We start from the raw sequence: 17,735 nt of genomic DNA, 5'->3' as shown, positions 1-17,735 counted from the left end.
CGACGTGTGTCCGGTATGTACGTTGCATTGTCGGTTTTCGCGTTGGAGGAGGACTCGTGAAAAGACCCAGACTGCTTCTCGCCGTGTTGGCGGTACCCCTGCTCGGTGCGGCTTCCTTCGTGCCGGTCGCGTCGGCGGGGGTGTCCGGCCCGGTCACGGAGTTCACGGTGCTGGCGCGTTCGGACGTCGGCGCCGCCGTGGCCGCGGTCGAGGCCGCCGGCGGGACGGTGGTGGCCCGGAACGACGCCGTCGGGCTGATCACGGCTTCGGCGGCTTCGGGCTTCGTGGCGCGGGTGTCTTCCAGTAGCGCGGTGTTCGGCGCGGCCCGGTCGAAGGCGATCGGCTCGGCGCCGCGGGACGGCAAGAAGGTGAAGCACGACGCGGTCGAGAAGGAGGGCCGGGGGAAGGCTTCCGGTGCCAAGCGTGGTGCTTCTGGTACAGACCCGCTGGACGACGAGCTCTGGGGCCTGAAGTCCACCCGGTCGGACCTCGCGCGCACCGTGCAGCCCGGTGACAAGCGCGTGAAGGTCGGCATCATCGACACCGGCATCGACGCCAGTCACCCGGACATCGCGCCGAACTTCGACCGCGCCGACTCGCGCAACTTCACGCGGGACATCGTCGCGGATGTGAACGGCGCCGTGGTGGACGGTCCGTGCGAGTACCGCGGCTGCGTCGACCCCGTGGACCACGACGACAACGGCCACGGCACCCACGTCGCCGGCACGATCGGTGCGGCGGTGAACGGCTTCGGCGTCTCGGGCGTCGCGCCGGGCGTCTCGCTGGTGAACATCCGCGCCGGCCAGGACTCGGGCTTCTTCTTCCTGCAGTCGACTGTCGACGCGTTGACCTACGCCGGTGACGCGGGCATCGACGTGGTGAACATGAGCTTCTACACCGACCCGTGGCTCTACAACTGCCGCGCGAACCCGGCCGACTCCGCCGAGGAGCAGGCCGAGCAGCGCACCGTCATCGAGGCCACCACGCGGGCGCTGAACTACGCGCACCGCAAGGGCGTTTCGATGGTCGTCGCGCTCGGCAACGAGCACACGGACCTCGGCGCGCCGTTGCCCGACGCGACCAGCCCGGACTACCCGAGCACCTCGGCGCACCCGCGTCAGATCGACAACGCGTCCTGCTTCAACCTCCCGGCGGAAGGCCCGCACACGATCGGTGTGGGTGCTTTCGGGCCCTCGCAGGCGAAGGCGGACTACTCCAATTACGGGACCGAGCAGATCTCGGTTTCCGCGCCCGGTGGGTATTTCCGGGACGGCTTCGGGACGCCTTGGTTCCAGAAGGTGGAGAACGAGATCCTGTCGGCTTACCCGCGCAATGTGGCTGTGGCCGAGGGGAACGTCGACGAGGCCGGCAACGTGACTCCGGCCGGGGTCGCCGCGGGTGTGCAGAAGGCCGTCGCTCGTGACGGCCGGGTCGGGTACTACCAGTGGCTGCAGGGGACTTCGATGGCGACGCCGCACGCTGCCGGCGTGGCGGCGTTGATTGTTTCCGAGTACGGGAAGAAGTCGGGTTCCGGCTTCGGCATGGACCCAGATGCGGTGCAGCGCGTTTTGGAGGGGACGGCTTCCCAGGTCGCCTGCCCGGTGCCGCGGACGGTGGACTACCTGGACGAGGGCCGGGACGAGTCGTTCACGGCCACTTGTACGGGGAATGCTTCGTTCAACGCGTTTTACGGGCATGGTGCCGTGGATGCCTATGCGGCTGTGACGCATGGGGCCAAGTACGTGAAGCAGTAGTTCTCGCGGTTGACGGCCCTGTGTCAAGGTTTTCGGCCTTGGCACAGGGCCGTTTCGCGCCAAGTGGTGAATCGCGAATAGGGGCATTGACACCGCAAACCGGCGCGCCCAACGATGGGGGCGGCGCGTCGAGTGCCGCGCCTTGGGGGTGGGGGCTGTGCGTTGTGGTGGGTGGGCCAAGGTGGCCGTGGCCGGGATGGTCGTGGCGGGGCTCCTGGCCGGGGCCGGGGCGGCGAACGCCGCGACGACCGTGCCGATTTCCGCGCCCGGCGGGTACGCGAGTGATCCGTCCAGTACGCCGGCCGCGGGGAAGCACACGCGGGCGCTCGGGGCGGCGGTCACCGTGCCGGCCGGGGAGACGCGGTACGTCAGCAGCAAGCTGAACGTGGACGACGCCGCGCAGGTCACAGAGGTTTCGCACCTCGTGTACTGCCGGCGGCCGGGGCAGACCGTGAACGCGGCGCAGCTGGTGAGCGGGCAGAACGTGCTCGCGAACACCGCGACGACGTTGCTCACCCGCGGGTTCGTGACCGCGCCGGCGGACAGCGCGCTCACCTGTGCGGTGTATGCGCAGTTCGTGAACCACGCGGCGAACGTCAGCGGCCACATCTCGGTGCTCGCCTCCTCGTACCTACAGGACGTCGACGGGCCCATCGCCGCCGTGAAGCAGGCGTTCAACGGCAAGGTGCTGGTGAACTCCGCGGCGACCGCGAACTCCGTGTCGTTCACCGCGCCCGCCGGGGCGACGGTCGTGCAGGCGATCGGCGATGTGAACATCACCGTCTGCTACAACGCGGACAACGGCCTGTGCCAACGCTCGGCGGGTGCGCGGATGGACGGCGCGAACTCGCTGGTGGGCACGCAGCTCGTGGTGAACCAGCTCGACGCGAACGGCAATCCCTGCAACACCACCACCAACGGTCCCCTCGCGGGCGTGACCGTGACGAACACCGTCCACCACTTCAAGATCAACACCTGGGTGACGAACGTTCCGATCGTCGCGACGTGTTCGCGCGACTTCGTGGTGTACACCAGGGTCACGGCCAACGCGGCGCACAACTCGTTCCTCATCGAGGCCAACAACCAGAGCGTCGGCGCGGCTTTCGTGCCCTGAGCCGAGCGCTGCGGCAGGCGGCCCAGGGCTGCACACTGGCGACATGCGGATCGGTATCGGAATTCCCAACACGGTGCCCGGCACGAGTGGACCGTTGGTGCTCGAGTGGGCACGCCGGGCGGAGGAGCGCGGGTTTGCCTTCGTGTCCACGATCGGGCGGGTGGCGTACCCGTCGCTGGACTCGTTGACGGCGCTGGCCGGCGTGGCCGGGGCGACGAGCGGGATCGGGCTGGTCACCAACGCCGTGCTGGGGCCGACGTACCCGGACGCGGTCCTGGCGAAAGTGGCCGGCACCGTGGCGTCGTTGTCGGAAGGGCGGCTGACGCTCGGGCTCGGCGTGGGTGCGCGCGAGTCGGACTACCTGCCGGCGGAGCGGGATTTCGCCGGGCGCGGGGCGGCGTTCGACCGGCAGTTGAGCTACCTCAAGCAGGCGTGGCGTGGTGAAGCCGTGGCCGACGGCGACTTTCCGGGCGAGAAGAGGGCCGTGGTGCCGGAGCCGCCGGGGATTCCGATCCTGATCGGTGGGCACAGCAAGCGGGCAGTGCGGCGGACAGTCGAGCACGCGGCCGGGTGGACCGGCGCCGGTGGTGGGCCGGCGCGGGCGGAGCCGACGGTCAGGGAAATCCGCGACGCGTGGGCGGAAGCCGGCCGGGTCGGCGAGCCGCGGTTGCTCGGGTTGGCGTACTTCTCGGCGGCACAACCCGACAGCGGCGACGAGTACCTGCGCTCCTACTACGCCTACGCCGGAGACCACGCCGACACGATCGCCGACGGAGCCGTGCGGACGCCGGAGAAGATCAGGGCGATCGTGCGGGACTTCGAGGCAGCCGGGCTCAACGAGCTCACGTTCACGCCGACCGTGGCCGATCCGGACGAGGTCGACCGGCTGGCCGACCTCGTCCTCTAGACCGAAAGACCCGAACGACTCGAAAGAATCACCGGTTCGAAGCCGACTTCACGAACTTCCCCAGATCCTTCGACTGCTGGATCCGCGTCGGTTCGTGCACGTACATCATGTGTCCGGCCGGGTAGTAGGCCGTCTCGATGTTGTCGCGCAGGTCGTCCGGGATCTGCAGGTGGGCGAGCACGTGCTCACTCGCGAAGTATGCCGTGGCGCCGTCGTAATGACCGAACGCGACGTGGACCTTCAGGTGCGGGTTCGCCCGCATGGCGGCGCTCACGGAGTCCACAACGGACACGAACCGGCCTTCGAAGTCCTTGTACGACCACGCCTTGAAGACATCGCCGGACAGGATCTCGTACGGCAGGTCGTTCTTGTACTCGAGCTCGTCGCGGATGTAGTGGTTGAAGCCGGCCGAGTACGCGCCGATGATGCGCGAGATCGACGCGTCGTCGCTCATGTGCTCGCGGCCGCCGTCGACCTCCCACGTGGTGAACCGGCCGTCCATACGCCCGACGAGCAGGCCGCGGTCGCGCAGGAGCTCCGTGAAGAAGCGCACGTGCTCGATCCGCAGGTTGACCCGGTCCACATAGGACTCCGAAAGCCCCGTCAGCGAAGCCAGCGTGGCCACGGTCTCCGCGCGGTCCTGAGTGGACAGCCGCGCACCGCGCGCCAGGGCCCACGGCAGTTCCTTGGCCGCGAAGTCCTCGGCGTCGGCCAGGACGTCGTCGAGGGGGCGGTCGCCGTGGAAGCCGTGGTAGTGCGCGATGGCCGCGTAGGTTGGCACGTAGAGCGAGTACGGCAGGTCGTTGCCCTCGTGGAAGCGCAGCGTGCCCATGTCGAGCACGGACGAGATGAGCAGCAGGCCGTTGAGGTACAGGCCGTAGCGGTCCTGCAGGTGCCCGGCCAGCGCGGCCGCGCGCAGCGTGCCGTACGACTCGCCGGCGAGGAACTTCGGCGACAGCCAGCGTCCGTTGCGCGAGACCCACAGCCGGATGATCTCGGCGACCGAGTCGATGTCCTCCTGGAACCCGGTGTAGTCCTTCGACTCGCCGCCCTCGGTCACGCGCGAGTAGCCCGTGGAGACCGGGTCGATGAACACGAGGTCGCTGTGCTGAAGCAGGGTCTCGCTGTTGTCGTCGAGGCCGTACGGGGGCGCGACCAGGTCGTCGACGTCACCCGAGAGCACCCGCCGCGGGCCCAGCAGGCCCATGTGCAGCCAGATGCTGGACGAGCCGGGGCCGCCGTTGAACGCGAACGTGACCGGGCGCGAGCCCGGCTCGGCGTCGTCGAGCGTGTAGGCGGTGAGGAACACCTCGGCCTTGGGCTTGTGGCCCTCCGACTTGCCGTCCTTCAGCACCTCTTGGCGCAGCACCACGCGCCCGGCCTGAGCGGTGTAGGCCAGTTTGCGGCGTTTGACCGTGAGCGTGTGGTGCGTGGTCACGAGGTCGTCGACGGGCTCCGGCGGCTTCTCCGCCGTGGCCGGCTTTTCGGGGGTCTCTTCGGTGGTGTCCGACATGGACCCAACTTAGCCAACCGGGCTGGGGACGGCTGTGGAAAGCTGGCGGAATGCGCTGGCCCGTCACGATTCCCGAGGCCCGCGAGGTCCAGGACGCGCTCCGCGGCCGCGTGGACCTCACCGACGCCTGCCCGGCGCCGGCGACGGTGACCGGCCTCGACGTCGCCTACGACCCGGCCGGCACGCGCATCGCCGCGGCCGCGGTCACGCTGGCCCTCGACGACCTGCGCGTGGTCGAGGAACGCGTGATCACGGGCGAGGTCACCTTCCCGTACGAGCCGGGCCTGTTCGCCTTCCGCGAGCTGCCGCCGCTGCTCGACGCCATCGCGGCGCTCACGCACCCGCCCGAGGTATTCGCATGCGACGGCCACGGCCTCGCCCACCCGCGGCGCTTCGGGCTCGCGTGCCACCTCGGCGTGCTCACGGGGATCCCGGCCTTCGGCGTCGGCAAGACGCGGCTCGTCGGCACGCACGCGGAGCCCGGCCCGGAACGCGGCGACACCGCGCCGCTGCTGGACGGCGACGAGCAGCTCGGCGCCGTCGTGCGCACGAGGCCCGGTGTGAAACCGGTTTACGTGTCCGCGGGCCACCTGATCAGCCTCGACCACGCCTGCCGGCTGACGCTCGCGTTGACCCCGCGCTACCGCCTGCCCGAGACGACGCGCGCGGCCGACCACCTGTGCCGCGCGGCTCTGGCCGGCCGCTGATGGACACGCTCGCGGAGCTCGACGCCGCCGTCACCGGGTGCCGCGCGTGCCCGCGGCTGGTGGCGTGGCGCGAAAACGTGGCGCTCACCAAGCGGGCCGCCTACCTCGACGACGAGTACTGGGCCAAGCCCGTGCCCGGCTTCGGGCCGGCGGACGCGGCGCTGGCCGTGGTCGGGCTCGCGCCCTCGGCGCACGGCGGCAACCGCACCGGGCGGATGTTCACCGGCGACCCGTCGGGTGACTTCCTGTTCCGCGTGCTGCACGAGGTGGGGCTGGTGTCGCAGCCCACGTCCACTGACAAGCACGACGGCCTCACCCTGCGCGGCACCCGCCTCGTCTCACCCGTCCGCTGCGCGCCGCCCGAGAACAAGCCGACGCCGGCCGAGCGCGACACCTGCCGCCACTGGCTCGCCGACGAGCTGAGGCTCCTGCACCCGACCTTGAAGGCCGTCGTGGTGCTCGGCGCGTTCGGCTGGCAGGCGCTGCTGCCGGTGCTCGCCGAGGCGGGCCGGCCGGTGCCGTCGCCGCGGCCGGCGTTCGGCCACGGGGCCGTCGTCGAGCTCGGTGACTTACAGCTGCACGGCTGCTACCACGTGTCACCCCGTAATGTCCAGACGGGCCGTGTGACTCACGCGATGGTGTGTGACGTGTTCGCCTCCGCGGCCAGGGCCGCCGGCCTCTTCTGAATCGTTACCGCCTGCATGGCGACGCTGGTCACAGCAGGGCGGGGTACCCGAGCGATACGGCTCGGCAAGTGCGACTATGGAGACATGGCTGCTAAGTCGGAACCGACTCGGATCCTCATCCTCGGTGGTGGTTACGTCGGCCTGTACACGGCGTACGGGCTCCAGAAGATGCTGCGCGCCAACGAGGCCTCCGTGACCGTCGTTGACCCTCAGCCGCACATGACCTACGCGCCCTTCCTGCCCGAGGCTGCGGCCGGCGCGATCGAACCCCGTCACGTGGTGGTGCCCCTGCGCCGCGTGCTCAAGCGCTGCCACGTGCTCACCGCGCGCGTGACGAAGATCGAGAACGAGCGCAAGGCCGTCACGGTCGAGGCCGCCGACGGCCACATCGAGACGCTGAACTACGACGTGCTCGTGGTCGCGCTCGGCGCCGTCGCCCGCATCCTCCCGATCCCGGGCCTGGCGGAGCAGGGCATCGCCTTCAAGACCATCGGCGAGGCCATCTACCTGCGCAACCACATCATGACCAAGCTCGACGAGGCGGCGAGCACGCTCGACCCCGAGCTGCGCAAGCGCCTGCTGACCTTCACGGTCGTCGGCGGCGGCTTCGCCGGCATCGAGGCGCTGGCCGAGCTCGAGGACATGACCCGGTTCGCGGTGGAGAACTACTACCCGAACATCAAGCCCGCAGACATCCGCTGGGTGCTCGTCGAGGCCGCCGGGCGGATCCTGCCCGAGGTCCGCGAGACGCTCGGTGTGTACACGGTGCAGCAGCTGGAGAAGCGCGGCATCGAGGTCTACCTGTCGACGGCGGCGAAGTCGTTCGAAAACGGCCACGTCGTGCTCTCGGACGGCACCGAGTTCGACACCGATACGCTCATCTGGACGGCCGGTGTGAAGGCCAACCCGGTGCTCGCCGACTCCGACCTTCCGCTCGACAAGCGCGGCCGCGTCGAGGCCACCGCCGCGATGCAGGTCGTCGGCCACCCCGAGGTGTGGACGGCGGGCGACAACGCCGCGATCCCCGACCTCTCGCGTACCGAGCAGGACCCGACGGCCACGTGCCCGCCCAACGCGCAGCACGCCGTGCGCCAGGCGACGCTGCTGGCCAAGAACATCATCAAGGTCCTGCGCGGTGGCCAGCCGAAGGACTACTTCCACAAGAACCTCGGTGCGGTCGCTAGCCTCGGCCTGCACAAGGGTGTCGCCGACGCGCTGAACCTGAGGATCAAGGGCTTCCCGGCCTGGCTCTTCCACCGCGCGTACCACCTCAAGGCGATGCCGACGTGGAACCGCAAGACCCGCATCCTGTTCGACTGGATGCTCGGCGGCCTGTTCCGCCGTGAGGTGATCTCGCTCGGGCAGATCAACAACCCGAAGGAAGAGTTCGCCCGGGTTTCGAAGGGCTGAGTTCGTTCCTCCGCTGAAGCCGGACCTCCTGTCGGGAGGTCCGGCTTCTCGCGTTTTCGGTTACTGGACGAGGCGGTAGCGCGCCATCATGCAGTCGTCTTCGTGGTCGAGGATGTGGCAGTGCCAGACGTAGCCCTGGAGGTCCATGTCCATGTCCATGTCGTGCTCGGCCATGGTCATGCCGGACATCGCGTGCCGGGCCGGGGTGAACGTCGCGTCCGGGTCGAAGCCGAGCTCGTCGGCCGTCGGGAAGTGCACGAGGAAGCGCGTGACGGTGTTCTGCGGGCAGTTCACGGTGTCCTTCGGCCCCGCCTCCCACGGCGCGGGCGGCTGGGGTGCGCCGAGGAGGAAGTCATCCGGCGGCGGCGCCCACTCCGTGTGCATCGGCGGGCGCGGGTTCGCTAGTGAATAGGCGACCGGGTCGAACATCTGTCGGTTGAGCAGGTGCAGGTTCACCAGGTGCAGGTGCACGGGGTGGTCCTCGATGGTGAGGTTCACGACCTCCCACAGCTCCGTGGTTCCCTGGCGCGGCATGGCGATCGGATCGTCCTCGAAGCACAGGTTGTTGAGCGACATGCCGACCGGCGGCCAGCGCGTGAGCTTGAGGTCCTGGGTGAGCGTGACGACGCGGCGGCGGTCGGGCGCCGACGGTTTTTTCGTGACGCGCAGGCGAGTCGGCAGCGCCTGCTGGTGACCTTTCGCGCCAGTGCTGGTGAAACGCACGACGTCGGGCAGCGGCTGCGCGCCCGTGACGAGGGCGATGAGCGCGGCTTCGCGTTGGTCGTTGATGAGGTCGACGTGTTCGCCCTTTTCGAGGTCCGAGAAGTCGACCACGAGGTCGGCGCGCTCGCCGGGCGTGAGGCGGACGTCGGTGGTGACGACGGGCGTGTCGAGCAGGCCGGCGTCGTTGCCGATCACGTGGAACGGGCGGCGGTCGCGGAAGAACAAGTGGTAGGCGCGGAAGTTCGACGCGTTGAGCACCCGGAACCGGTACTGGCCGCGGGCGACGTTCGTGTACGGCGACACCTTGCCGTTGACCGTCATGCGGTCGCCGATCTGGCCGCCGTCCCAGTGACCCTGCGGGACGAGGGTCAGGGTGCGGTAGTTGAGCGAGCCGTCGGCGTGGAAGCGGCGATCGGCCAGGATCAGCGGTAGTTCGAACTCGCCGCTGGGCAGGTGCCACGCGTTGGTGCGGTCGCCGGTGTCGCCTTCGTCGCGCAGGAGGTACATGCCCGCGAGTCCCGCGTGGACGTTCAGGCGCGTGAGGCCCATGCCGTGGTCGTGGTACCAGAGGCCGGCGGCGGGCTGGCGGTTTTCGTGGCGGTAGGTGCGGTGCTCGCCGGGGAGGAAGACGTCCATCGGGTGGCCGTCGATCTCGGGCGGCGTGACGGCGCCGTGCAGGTGGACCGAAGTGTGGGGTTTGACGCGGCTTTCCTCGGACGCACCGTCGAGCGTGGGGTCGACGTCTTCCGCGAAGAGGTGCCGGCCGAGCTTGTTGTCGAACGTCAGCTCGAGGCGCTGGTTCGCGTGGGCCTCGATGGTGGGCCCGAGGTATTCGGCGCCGCCGTAGGACCAGGTGGGCGCGGGGGCGAGGTCGCGGTGGAAGCGGTGGGTGGACTCGGCCATGGCGAGGCGGTGGTCGCCGCGGATGGTCTGCGGGATCGGGAGCTCGTCGACGTAGGGCGGGAGGTCGGGCGAGGGGAAGGTGCGGAGGTCTACGTCGGTTTGCGCTCGGGCCGCAGTCGCCGGGATGGCCGCGGTGGCTGCTGTGGCTGCCGTGGCTGCGGTCGCTTTGAACAGCCGTCGACGGGAGATGCCTTCTGCCATGGGAGGTTCCTGTCCAAGTGATAGTGAGCTATCAGTTGGTAGTGTAGGGCATGCCCCCGCAGCCGCTGCGTGCTGACGCCGCCCGCAACGCCCGCCGCATCGTCGACGCGGCCTACTCGGTCTTCGCCGCCGGCGGCGTCACCGTGCCGATGGAGGAGATCGCCGCCGCGGCCGGCGTCGGGGTCGCGACGTTGTACCGGCGGTTCCCGCACAAGCAGGACCTGGTGCGGGCGGTGCTGGAGGCGCGGTTCGACGAGGTGATCGTGCCGGTGCTGTCGCGGGCTGCTTCCGCGGCTCCGCGCGACGGTGTTTATCTCGCGTTGGAAGCCGCGGTGGGTTTGGCGGCGGTTGAGCAGCCGCTGTTCGCCGCGGCCAACAACGTGGGTGCGTTGACGATGGATCTGGCTTGGCGCTTCTTCTCGCCGGTGGCTGCCCTGGTGGCCGCCGGCCAGGCCTCGGGCGTGTTCCGCGCGGACCTGGTGGCGGACGACGTCCCGCGGCTGGTGTTGATGCTGGTGGGGACGTTGCCGTCGTTCCCCGCCGGCGCTTCGGAGGGGTGGCGGCGGTATCTGGACCTGCTGATGGACGCGCTGTCGCCATCGGGCGCTTCGGGGCTGTCGCCGGCGTCCGCTGTGGCGGATCACACGCCGCGCATCTGACGGGCCGCGGGGGTCCCGCTAAGGTGTTCGTGCCCCCGTAGCCCAATTGGCAGAGGCAGTCGACTTAAAATCGACCCAGTGCGGGTTCGAACCCCGTCGGGGGCACCACGCAGACCATCATCACGTGGTGAACCCCCTCTGACCGGCACACTGGTCATCGAAGACACATACGACCTCTCGTCGATGCGCGGGAGGCCATGATGGGCACGTCGTCGGGCGTGACCGGGTTCGTGACCACGGTGATGGGCATCGTGATCGGGCTGACTTTTCTTTTCGGCTTCGGAAACGTCCTGGCGTTGGCTCTTCGGATCGGAGTCCCCTCGTACGTCGCTCCACTCGTTGCTCCGGCGGTCGACCTGACGGTCCTCGGGTTGCTGGTGGGCACCCGGCACCTCGCTCTTCACAGTGCTCCCGACCGTGTTGTGCAGCCAGCCCGGCGTTTGCTGCTCGCGGCCAGCGCTGTGACCCGTGCGCTGAACGTCGCCGATCCCGTCTGCTCGGGTCAAGGGGACAAGGCGGCATTCGACGCGGTCGGACCACTGCTGCTCATCGGCTGGGCGGAAGTGGGCCCGGGCTTGCTTGGGGGCCTCCAGGACGTCGAGGAATGGGCGAAGACGAAAGTCGAGGCTGCGATCATCGCGCCAGACGGGGACCACCACCGCTGCCGCCGAGGTGCCTGCCGTGCACACGCCGAAACCGCCGATTGAAACGGCTGTTGCCCCAAGCGTGTCAAGCGGCGCAAAGTCACTTCACCGTGTTCAGCCTGATGACGCAAAGCTGGAACTAAGCCCGCGTCCTGAACGCCGAGCATTGGACAACGCACCGGCGTCCAATTTCTACGGAGACGTTGCGAAAGCAGTTGGGGTGGGGGCTACGGCCGCGCGGTCGCTCTGCGCGACAGTGCGTTCCGAGGTGGTGCTGCCGGAGGCGCAATGAACCCTGTATGCCTGTCCGGCGCCGGCCCTCGTCACGTTGGTCTCGCTGCCACGCTGTCGACCGGGTGAGAGGACTTGCCGGTGAGGGAAGGGCTGTCACCCCCACTGTCATTCAGCTGTCAAACCCTCTGAACCTCGCCGTTCACGGAGGGCGACGTGGGCGCCCGGCTCACCTTCATCAGGTGATTCTCATTGCGACGAGACCGGCTCCGATACACGAGGGACTACGTCTCACCCACGCCGGCGGTCAGCCCATCCGCGCTACCCGGTCTGTTTGAGCCGACCGACGACGCAGGCCGGAGTCGTTCACCTCGGGAGGAGGCAAGCTGGTGGCGTCGGAGCAGCCGGATGGGGTCGGCCCGCAGGCGGACGGGAAATCAGACGAAGTCAAGGACTCGAAGGCACCGCAGTGGGGACGGTTGTTGATCGGCCTCCTCATCGCCCTCGTCTTGGCGACGATCATGGCGACGACCTACATTTCGGCGAACCATGGGGTCGTCGCTCACAACGTGCCTTGGGGGGTCACGGGGTCGTCATCGTTGACCACGGACGTGCAGAAGAATGTCAGCCTGGACATCCACCAGTACGCGAACGAGGCCGACCTGGAGAACGCGGCGAATAACGCCGAGATCTACGGCGGATTTGTCCCGCAAACCAACACGTTGATCATCAACGTCGCGGCGAGCCTGTGGGCTCCGTTCGTGATGCCGCAGGCATACCTGGAGGCTGCCCGGCAGGAGGGTGTGAAGCTGCAAGCGAAGCCGATCAACATGCTCCCGCCGGAGGACCCGGAGGGGGTTGTTCCCGGCCTGGCCCTGTTCGTTCTGCTGGTGGCCGGCTACCTCGGGTCCACGTTTGCGATGCAACGCACCAAGACGGCGGCGGCCCACCGCCGCGTCACGGTACTGCTCGGCTACTCGATCGTCGTCGGTCTGGTCGTCGACCTGATCGCCGGCCCGATCCTGCGGGCTTATCCCGATGTGGGCAGCAACTTCTGGAAGCTGTGGCCGGAGTTCGCGTTGATCTGTTTCGCGGTCGCGCTACTCGCTGCGACGTTGCAGAGTCTGATAGGTCCGCTCGGCACGCTGGTGACGGTCGTCATCGTCGTCTTCTTCGGCAATCCCTCAACCGGCGGCGGCAACGGGGTTGCGTACCTGCCGCCGTTCTGGCAGGACATCGGGGTCGTGCTGCCGCCGAGAAATGGCCTCTACCTGGTCCGCAACACGCTGTATTTCCACGGCAACAGCATCACGCTGCCGCTCATCGTCCTCGGAATCTACGTCGTGGTCTGTGCCGCGCTCGTGATCTTCTTCTCCTGGGGCAATGTGCTGTGGTGGCGCGCGGACAAACGTAAGGGTGGCAAGAAACCACGAGAGACCATCACCCCGGTCGAGGAGACCGGGACCGCCGCCACCCCGCCGGGCTGAGAGCCTTCACACTGTGTGCCAAGTCTCGCCACCCAATTGCCGGCTTACCGAAAGCCCCTGGACTTCATCGTCAGAGCCTTCAGATCGAGCGGCGTGACCTGGTTAGCCACGAGGGACACGGTGCCCTGGTCGATTGGGCGATACCGCGGACGACGACGGCGGCATGGTTCTGCAGAACCCTCCTGCTCCGGTGAAACAGCTCGACCAAGGCGATCACGTTGGTCATGCCGGTTTCGTCTTTGAGGTTGAGGCACGTGATCCCTCGGCGGTGGCGGGTCGTTGGCGATGGGTGACGGCGCGTCCGGCCGGTGTCGGTTCGTTGACGAACGGGGGGTCCGTTGTCAACGAGCCGGCAGCTCGGTCAGCAGGCTCGCGGTGCTACTTCTTGGCGGCGGCGACCTTCTTGCGCGCCGGGCGCTTGCGGGCCGGCGCGGAGGGCTTGGCGGCTTCGAGCTCGGCCTGCTCGTAGGCGTTCACGACGTCGGACGGGATGCGGCCGCGCTCGGAGATCTGGTAGCCGTTTTCGTTGGCCCACGCGCGGATCGTGCGCGAGCGCTCGCGGTCGGCCGGGGTGGCCGCGGTCGGCTGCCCCGCGGCGACGCGCACCTTGCGGCCACCGGTCTTGCGGCCCACGCCGATGTAGCGCGCGAGCTCGTCGCGCAGGGCGGCGGCGTTGTCGTCGGACAGGTCGATCTCGTAGCTGACACCGTCGAGTCCGAAGGGGACTGTCTGGGTGGCCGGGCTGCCGTCGATGTCGTCCAGCATTTCGACGAGAACCTTCTGGGCCATGAGTGCTCCTTGAAATTGGCGTGCATGCTGACCGTGACCAGGCGCACGAAGGCTGTGACTGGGCGGGATCATATCACCAAATATTTCTGGCCATTTCGGCGCGGTTGCATTGAGGAAATGACGGACTGTTTCCCGTCTGTGCGAACTTCGTGGTGTTTGGACGGAACCGGGCCAGCTGGTGGAGTTCCTACTGGATCCTGGGGTTCTCGTGCGCGTGCACCCCGGAGATCGCCCTCGGCTGGTGTGTTGCCGGCAGTGGAGGCGTCGTCCCGGCGGGTTTGGAGCCCATGGAGAAGTCGCCGCTCCAGACGGCCGCGACATGGGTATGCCGCCTGGGCCTTGCCTTCGAGCGCGTGGGCCAAGTGTGCGACTATCGCTCCGACAATGGCGCGGTGGTGCCAAGGAGAGGTTGAAGAAGGTCGCCAACCTCGTCGATGCGATCGAGAACTTCGTCGGCGGTGAACACGAATTGGCGCGCTTGGTGGCAGGCCGACACTTCTTCCCGGGTGATGGGCGTGGACGCGGTAGGCTGGTCGCGGCCGCGCAGCGAGTATGCGGCGGTCATCGCAGCCCGATCATCGACGCAGGCGAGAATACTCTCGACGACCTGGCGGCCGCTCCTGGCGCTGCCGCCGGCTTCGCCTGGTGCGATCGCTGCCAGTCATGGAAGCAGGTCCGCGAGGCTGCCTCTGCCCCGGGCATGACCAGACGGCAAGAGTAGTAGGTCCTGCTCGAGGACCTGTGCTATCGCCTAATCATTTCAAACCAAAATTTTGCAATTCATCGAAGGGGACACCCATGTCCAACACTGCCCTCTGCGCCCTGCCTGCGCTCGGCTTACTGCTGCGCCGGCAGCGTTGCGGCCGGTCAGGCGGGCGGCTGGGAAGACTGCTCTGCGGGCTACTACTGCCTTTTCGATGGCTGCGACGGCGCCGGGCGATGGCATTCTTGACGACCGGGTCGCCGAACCTCGCCAACCCGGGCCTGGACAAGGCAGCCGGCTCGCAGCGGAATTGATCGCCATGGAACTTCTGCTTGTACGAGGGACACAACTACGACGGCCGGCGAAGCTGTGATCCGCCGAACTCCAGGTACAACTTCACCTACTACGGTGGCAAGAAGTCCGACTCATCTGTGAAACGCTTCCAGCGGGCGACGATTCTCCTTGATCTGCACCTGTTGCGACGTCCTGCAACAGGTGCAGGGGACAGAGCCGCTTGTACCAGTTTTGGCTTCACTTGTCGTGGGCCTGCGTAGGCGGCGCCGCTCAAACCGGCGAGAACTGGTGCGCCGCAGGTTGCGCCGCGGCAGTACTGGAACGCGAGCTCGCGGTGGTCAACGACAACGGCACGATCGTCGGGTGGCGGCGGTGCGGGCGCAGTCCGATCGGCGGCCGACGTCATCCGTGCTGGGTGATGCCCGTCGGGATCGGGACCGGAGAGGGTCGGGCCAGCGCCCCAATCGGCGAACTCTCCGAGCGGCGGCGGCCGTGCACAGGGAGGCAGGGGTGATTGTGGGCGAGACGTTGACTGGCCTGGCGACCATGGCTGCCGTGAACCCGGTCCCGTGGGCGCGTTCGCAGATGGCGTTCACCCTTGCTTTCCACATCATCCTGGTCCCGCTCGGTGTGTCGTGGGCGTTCATGGTGCTGATCGCGAACTACCGGGCGTTACGGAAGGACGACCGTGCCGCGTTGGTGCTCGCACAGCGGTGGTCGAAGTACATGGCCGTGACGTTCGCGGTGGGCGCGGTGACCGGGACCGTGCTGAGTTTCGAGTTCGGGCTGCTCTGGCCGCACTTCATGGGGACCTGGGGCGAGGCCTTCGGCGTGCCGTTCGCGTTCGAGGGGCTGTTCTTTTTCACCGAGGCGATCTTCGTCGCGATCTACATCTTCGGCTGGCGCCGGCTGAAACCGTGGACGCACTTCTGGACCGGCGTGCCGATCGTCCTCGCCGGGGTGTTCGGCTCGGTCTCCGTGGTGGCGGCGAACGCCTGGATGAACGCCCCGTCCGGGTTCACGGCGAACGCGCAGGGCGAGATCGTCGACGTCGACCCGCTCGCGGTGATTTTCAACGACGCGATGCCGCTGCAGGCCGCGCACATGGTCGTCGCCGCCTATCTGGTCGGCGGATTCCTGATCTCGTCGGTCTACGCGGTCGGCATGCTGCGCGGCCGGGTCGATCGCTACCACAAGCTCGGGTTCGCCATCCCCTTCAGCGTCGCCGCGGTGGCGACACCGATCCAGATCGGCGTGGGCGACACCCTGGCGCGCTGGGTGTATGACAACCAACCGGTCAAGTTCGCCGCCATCGAACTGGTGCCGACGACCAGCTCGGACGTTCCCGAGACACTGCTGGGCCACCTCAATGCGGACGGCACGGTCACCGGCGGCATCCCGATCCCCGGCATGGCGTCGTGGCTGTCCGACCCGAGCACCGGCCGGTCGACCGTCGTCCAAGGCCTCGACAGCGTGCCGGCCGACACCCGTCCGACGATCCTGGAGGCCAACGTCGTCCACCTCGCCTGGGACGTGATGGTCGGTCTCGGCTCGCTGTTGTTGCTGCTGTCCCTCTGGTACGCCGCGATCTGGTTGATCCGGCGGCGCGCGCCGACGGGCAAGTGGTTCCTGCGCGCCGCGGCGTGCTCGGGAGTGCTCGCGGTCGTCACGATGGAGGCCGGCTGGGTGGTCACCGAGGTCGGCCGCCAGCCGTGGATCGTCTACAACCTGATGAAGGTCGAGGCCGCGGCGACCGGGAACGCCGGTGTCTGGATCACCTTCATCGCCGTGATCGTTCTCTACCTGGCACTCGGCGTCACGACGATCATGGTGCTCCGCTCGATGAGCAGGCGCTTCCGCCGGGCAGGCGGGTTCGCCGACATCGACACCCCGTACGGGCCGACGGAGAAACCCGAGCCAGCCGAGACCGTCGAGTCCGAGCCGTGAGTACCGCCGTGGCCACCGTGCTATTGGTCGCCCTCGCGACGTACGCGGTCTTCGGGGGAGCCGACTTCGGTGCCGGATTCTGGGACCTGACCGCCGGCGGGCCGACGCGAGGTGCCGCACCGCGCGGCTTGATAGAGCGATCGATCGGCCCGGTGTGGGAGGCCAATCACGTCTGGCTGATCTTCATCTTCGTCGTCACGTGGTCCGCCTTTCCGTCGGCGTACCAGTCGATCACGCTGACCATGTTCGTCCCGCTGACCATCGCGGCACTCGGCATCGTGTTGCGTGGCGCGAGCTTCGCGTTCCGCAAGTCTGTCGTCACCGTTCGCTCCCGTCGTGTCTTCGGTGGCGCATTCGCACTCTCGTCCGTGCTCGTGCCCTTCTGCTTCGGCGCGATCGCGGGCGGCATCGCTTCGGGTCACGTGCCGGCCGGCGGGAAGGCCGGCGATCCCGTCGACAGCTGGCTGAACCCGACGTCACTGGTGACGGGCGGCCTGGCGGTCGTGCTGGCGGCGTACCTGGCGGCGGTGTATCTCGTCTGGGACGCACGTCGAGCAGATGACACCACGATGGCGGTCTACTTCCGCCGCCGCGCGGTGGTGGCCGCCGTGGTCGCGGCCGTGGTCGCCGTGATCGGCTTCGTCGTCCTGAGCTCCTCGGCCCCGCACGTCTTCGACCGCTTGACCTCGTCGTGGGCGTTGCCACTGGTCGTGCTCAGCGTCCTGAGCGGGTTCGGCGCTCTGGTGCTGCTGGTCCGCGACGCCGCCCGAGGTGCACGAGTGCTCGCTGTGGTCGCGGTGGCCTGCATCATTTTCAGCTGGGGCGTGGCGCAGTGGCCCTACCTTCTGCCGGAGAGCGTCACCGTCTCTGCTGCCGCCGCGCCGACCGGAACCCTGGTCGCATTGCTGGTCGCGGTGGGGGTGGCGGTGCTGATCGTGCTGCCGGGCTTCGTGCTGCTGTACGTGCTCGACCAGCGCCGGCTGCTGCCCGAGGAAGGCGTCGAGGACGCCGCTGACCGCGCGGCCGGCTGAGCCGTGCCGCAATCACCTGCGAAGGGTGATTG

15 protein-coding genes and 1 tRNA gene are annotated in these 17,735 nt (G+C 68.3%); 12 read left to right on the top strand and 4 right to left on the bottom strand.

The window, feature by feature from the left end:
• Positions 1-56: 56 nt before the first annotated feature.
• From K1T34_RS11520 to K1T34_RS11510, 3 genes are all read left to right on the top strand, one after another.
• Positions 57-1,754: a S8 family serine peptidase gene (locus K1T34_RS11520; protein ID WP_255638454.1), complete on the top strand. Its 1,698-nt coding sequence runs from the start codon at positions 57-59 to the stop codon at positions 1,752-1,754.
• 187 nt (positions 1,755-1,941) lie between these two features.
• The gene (locus K1T34_RS11515) at positions 1,942-2,868 is read left to right on the top strand and encodes a hypothetical protein (RefSeq protein WP_220244264.1); all 927 of its coding nucleotides are present in this window, start codon (positions 1,942-1,944) and stop codon (positions 2,866-2,868) included.
• Between the two features lie 43 nt (positions 2,869-2,911).
• Positions 2,912-3,775 (top strand): LLM class flavin-dependent oxidoreductase, encoded by an 864-nt coding sequence (locus tag K1T34_RS11510; RefSeq protein WP_220244263.1) that lies wholly within the window; start codon positions 2,912-2,914, stop codon positions 3,773-3,775.
• A 28-nt stretch (positions 3,776-3,803) separates the two neighbouring features.
• Here the strand turns inward: K1T34_RS11510 and K1T34_RS11505 are convergent, their stop codons facing one another.
• Complete coding sequence (locus K1T34_RS11505) at positions 3,804-5,288, bottom strand: S10 family peptidase (RefSeq protein WP_220244262.1); 1,485 nt, start codon at positions 5,286-5,288, stop codon at positions 3,804-3,806.
• 50 nt (positions 5,289-5,338) lie between these two features.
• On the opposite strand from K1T34_RS11505, the gene K1T34_RS11500 reads away from it, so the two are divergent.
• From K1T34_RS11500 to K1T34_RS11490, 3 genes are all read left to right on the top strand, one after another.
• Positions 5,339-5,995 carry an endonuclease V gene (locus K1T34_RS11500; protein WP_220244261.1) on the top strand — a complete coding sequence of 219 codons (657 nt, stop codon included), beginning with the start codon at positions 5,339-5,341 and terminating at the stop codon, positions 5,993-5,995.
• Entirely contained in the window at positions 5,995-6,681 is a 687-nt protein-coding gene (locus K1T34_RS11495; protein ID WP_220244260.1) for a uracil-DNA glycosylase, read from the top strand. Before K1T34_RS11500 ends, K1T34_RS11495 begins: the two co-directional genes overlap by 1 nt.
• Positions 6,682-6,765: 84 nt before the next feature.
• Positions 6,766-8,091 (top strand): NAD(P)/FAD-dependent oxidoreductase, encoded by a 1,326-nt coding sequence (locus tag K1T34_RS11490; RefSeq protein WP_220244259.1) that lies wholly within the window; start codon positions 6,766-6,768, stop codon positions 8,089-8,091.
• Between the two features lie 60 nt (positions 8,092-8,151).
• On the opposite strand, the gene K1T34_RS11485 is transcribed toward K1T34_RS11490, so the two are convergent.
• Positions 8,152-9,918, bottom strand: a complete 1,767-nt coding sequence (locus K1T34_RS11485; RefSeq protein ID WP_220244258.1) for a multicopper oxidase family protein — start codon at positions 9,916-9,918, stop codon at positions 8,152-8,154.
• A gap of 50 nt (positions 9,919-9,968) precedes the next feature.
• Here K1T34_RS11485 and K1T34_RS11480 point away from each other — a divergent pair, with 50 nt between their 5' ends.
• The 4 genes from K1T34_RS11480 (at position 9,969) to K1T34_RS11465 (ending at position 12,939) form a co-directional block, all read left to right on the top strand.
• Positions 9,969-10,577, top strand: a complete 609-nt coding sequence (locus K1T34_RS11480) for a TetR/AcrR family transcriptional regulator (protein WP_220244257.1) — start codon at positions 9,969-9,971, stop codon at positions 10,575-10,577.
• A 31-nt stretch (positions 10,578-10,608) separates the two neighbouring features.
• Positions 10,609-10,685: transfer RNA gene (locus tag K1T34_RS11475), tRNA-Leu, on the top strand.
• Between the two features lie 92 nt (positions 10,686-10,777).
• Positions 10,778-11,284 carry a hypothetical protein gene (locus tag K1T34_RS11470; RefSeq protein WP_370643678.1) on the top strand — a complete coding sequence of 169 codons (507 nt, stop codon included), beginning with the start codon at positions 10,778-10,780 and terminating at the stop codon, positions 11,282-11,284.
• A 557-nt stretch (positions 11,285-11,841) separates the two neighbouring features.
• Complete coding sequence (locus tag K1T34_RS11465) at positions 11,842-12,939, top strand: hypothetical protein (RefSeq protein WP_220244256.1); 1,098 nt, start codon at positions 11,842-11,844, stop codon at positions 12,937-12,939.
• Positions 12,940-13,317: 378 nt separating this feature from the next.
• Here the strand turns inward: K1T34_RS11465 and K1T34_RS11460 are convergent, their stop codons facing one another.
• Entirely contained in the window at positions 13,318-13,728 is a 411-nt protein-coding gene (locus tag K1T34_RS11460) for an Lsr2 family protein (protein WP_220244239.1), read from the bottom strand.
• Between the two features lie 370 nt (positions 13,729-14,098).
• Positions 14,099-14,293, bottom strand: coding sequence for a hypothetical protein (locus K1T34_RS54665; protein ID WP_360593002.1), 195 nt, complete (start codon positions 14,291-14,293; stop codon positions 14,099-14,101).
• A gap of 987 nt (positions 14,294-15,280) precedes the next feature.
• Here K1T34_RS54665 and K1T34_RS11450 point away from each other — a divergent pair.
• Complete coding sequence (locus tag K1T34_RS11450) at positions 15,281-16,672, top strand: cytochrome ubiquinol oxidase subunit I (protein ID WP_370643677.1); 1,392 nt, start codon at positions 15,281-15,283, stop codon at positions 16,670-16,672.
• On the top strand, positions 16,669-17,703 hold the full coding sequence (locus K1T34_RS11445) for a cytochrome d ubiquinol oxidase subunit II (RefSeq protein WP_220244254.1): 1,035 nt from the start codon (positions 16,669-16,671) through the stop codon (positions 17,701-17,703). The genes K1T34_RS11450 and K1T34_RS11445 overlap by 4 nt, the downstream gene beginning before the upstream one ends.
• The last annotated feature ends 32 nt before the right edge of the window (positions 17,704-17,735 follow it).

The organism is Amycolatopsis sp. DSM 110486 (genome assembly GCF_019468465.1).
Lineage (GTDB): Bacteria > Actinomycetota > Actinomycetes > Mycobacteriales > Pseudonocardiaceae > Amycolatopsis.
Note: the sequence above shows the minus strand (reverse complement) of the source record. Positions and strands in the feature narration are given on the sequence as shown.

Bases quoted from the DNA above. Each gene is read 5' to 3' on its own strand.
- K1T34_RS11480 (WP_220244257.1), top strand. From the start codon at position 9,969: ATGCCCCCGCAGCCGCTGCGTGCTGACGCCGCCCGCAACGCCCGCCGC.
- K1T34_RS11470 (WP_370643678.1), top strand. From the start codon at position 10,778: ATGGGCACGTCGTCGGGCGTGACCGGGTTCGTGACCACGGTGATGGGC.
- K1T34_RS11460 (WP_220244239.1), bottom strand. From the start codon at position 13,728: ATGGCCCAGAAGGTTCTCGTCGAAATGCTGGACGACATCGACGGCAGC.
- K1T34_RS11495 (WP_220244260.1), top strand. From the start codon at position 5,995: ATGGACACGCTCGCGGAGCTCGACGCCGCCGTCACCGGGTGCCGCGCG.
- K1T34_RS11510 (WP_220244263.1), top strand. From the start codon at position 2,912: ATGCGGATCGGTATCGGAATTCCCAACACGGTGCCCGGCACGAGTGGA.
- K1T34_RS11505 (WP_220244262.1), bottom strand. From the start codon at position 5,288: ATGTCGGACACCACCGAAGAGACCCCCGAAAAGCCGGCCACGGCGGAG.
- K1T34_RS11490 (WP_220244259.1), top strand. From the start codon at position 6,766: ATGGCTGCTAAGTCGGAACCGACTCGGATCCTCATCCTCGGTGGTGGT.
- K1T34_RS54665 (WP_360593002.1), bottom strand. From the start codon at position 14,293: ATGACCGCCGCATACTCGCTGCGCGGCCGCGACCAGCCTACCGCGTCC.
- K1T34_RS11485 (WP_220244258.1), bottom strand. From the start codon at position 9,918: ATGGCAGAAGGCATCTCCCGTCGACGGCTGTTCAAAGCGACCGCAGCC.
- K1T34_RS11500 (WP_220244261.1), top strand. From the start codon at position 5,339: ATGCGCTGGCCCGTCACGATTCCCGAGGCCCGCGAGGTCCAGGACGCG.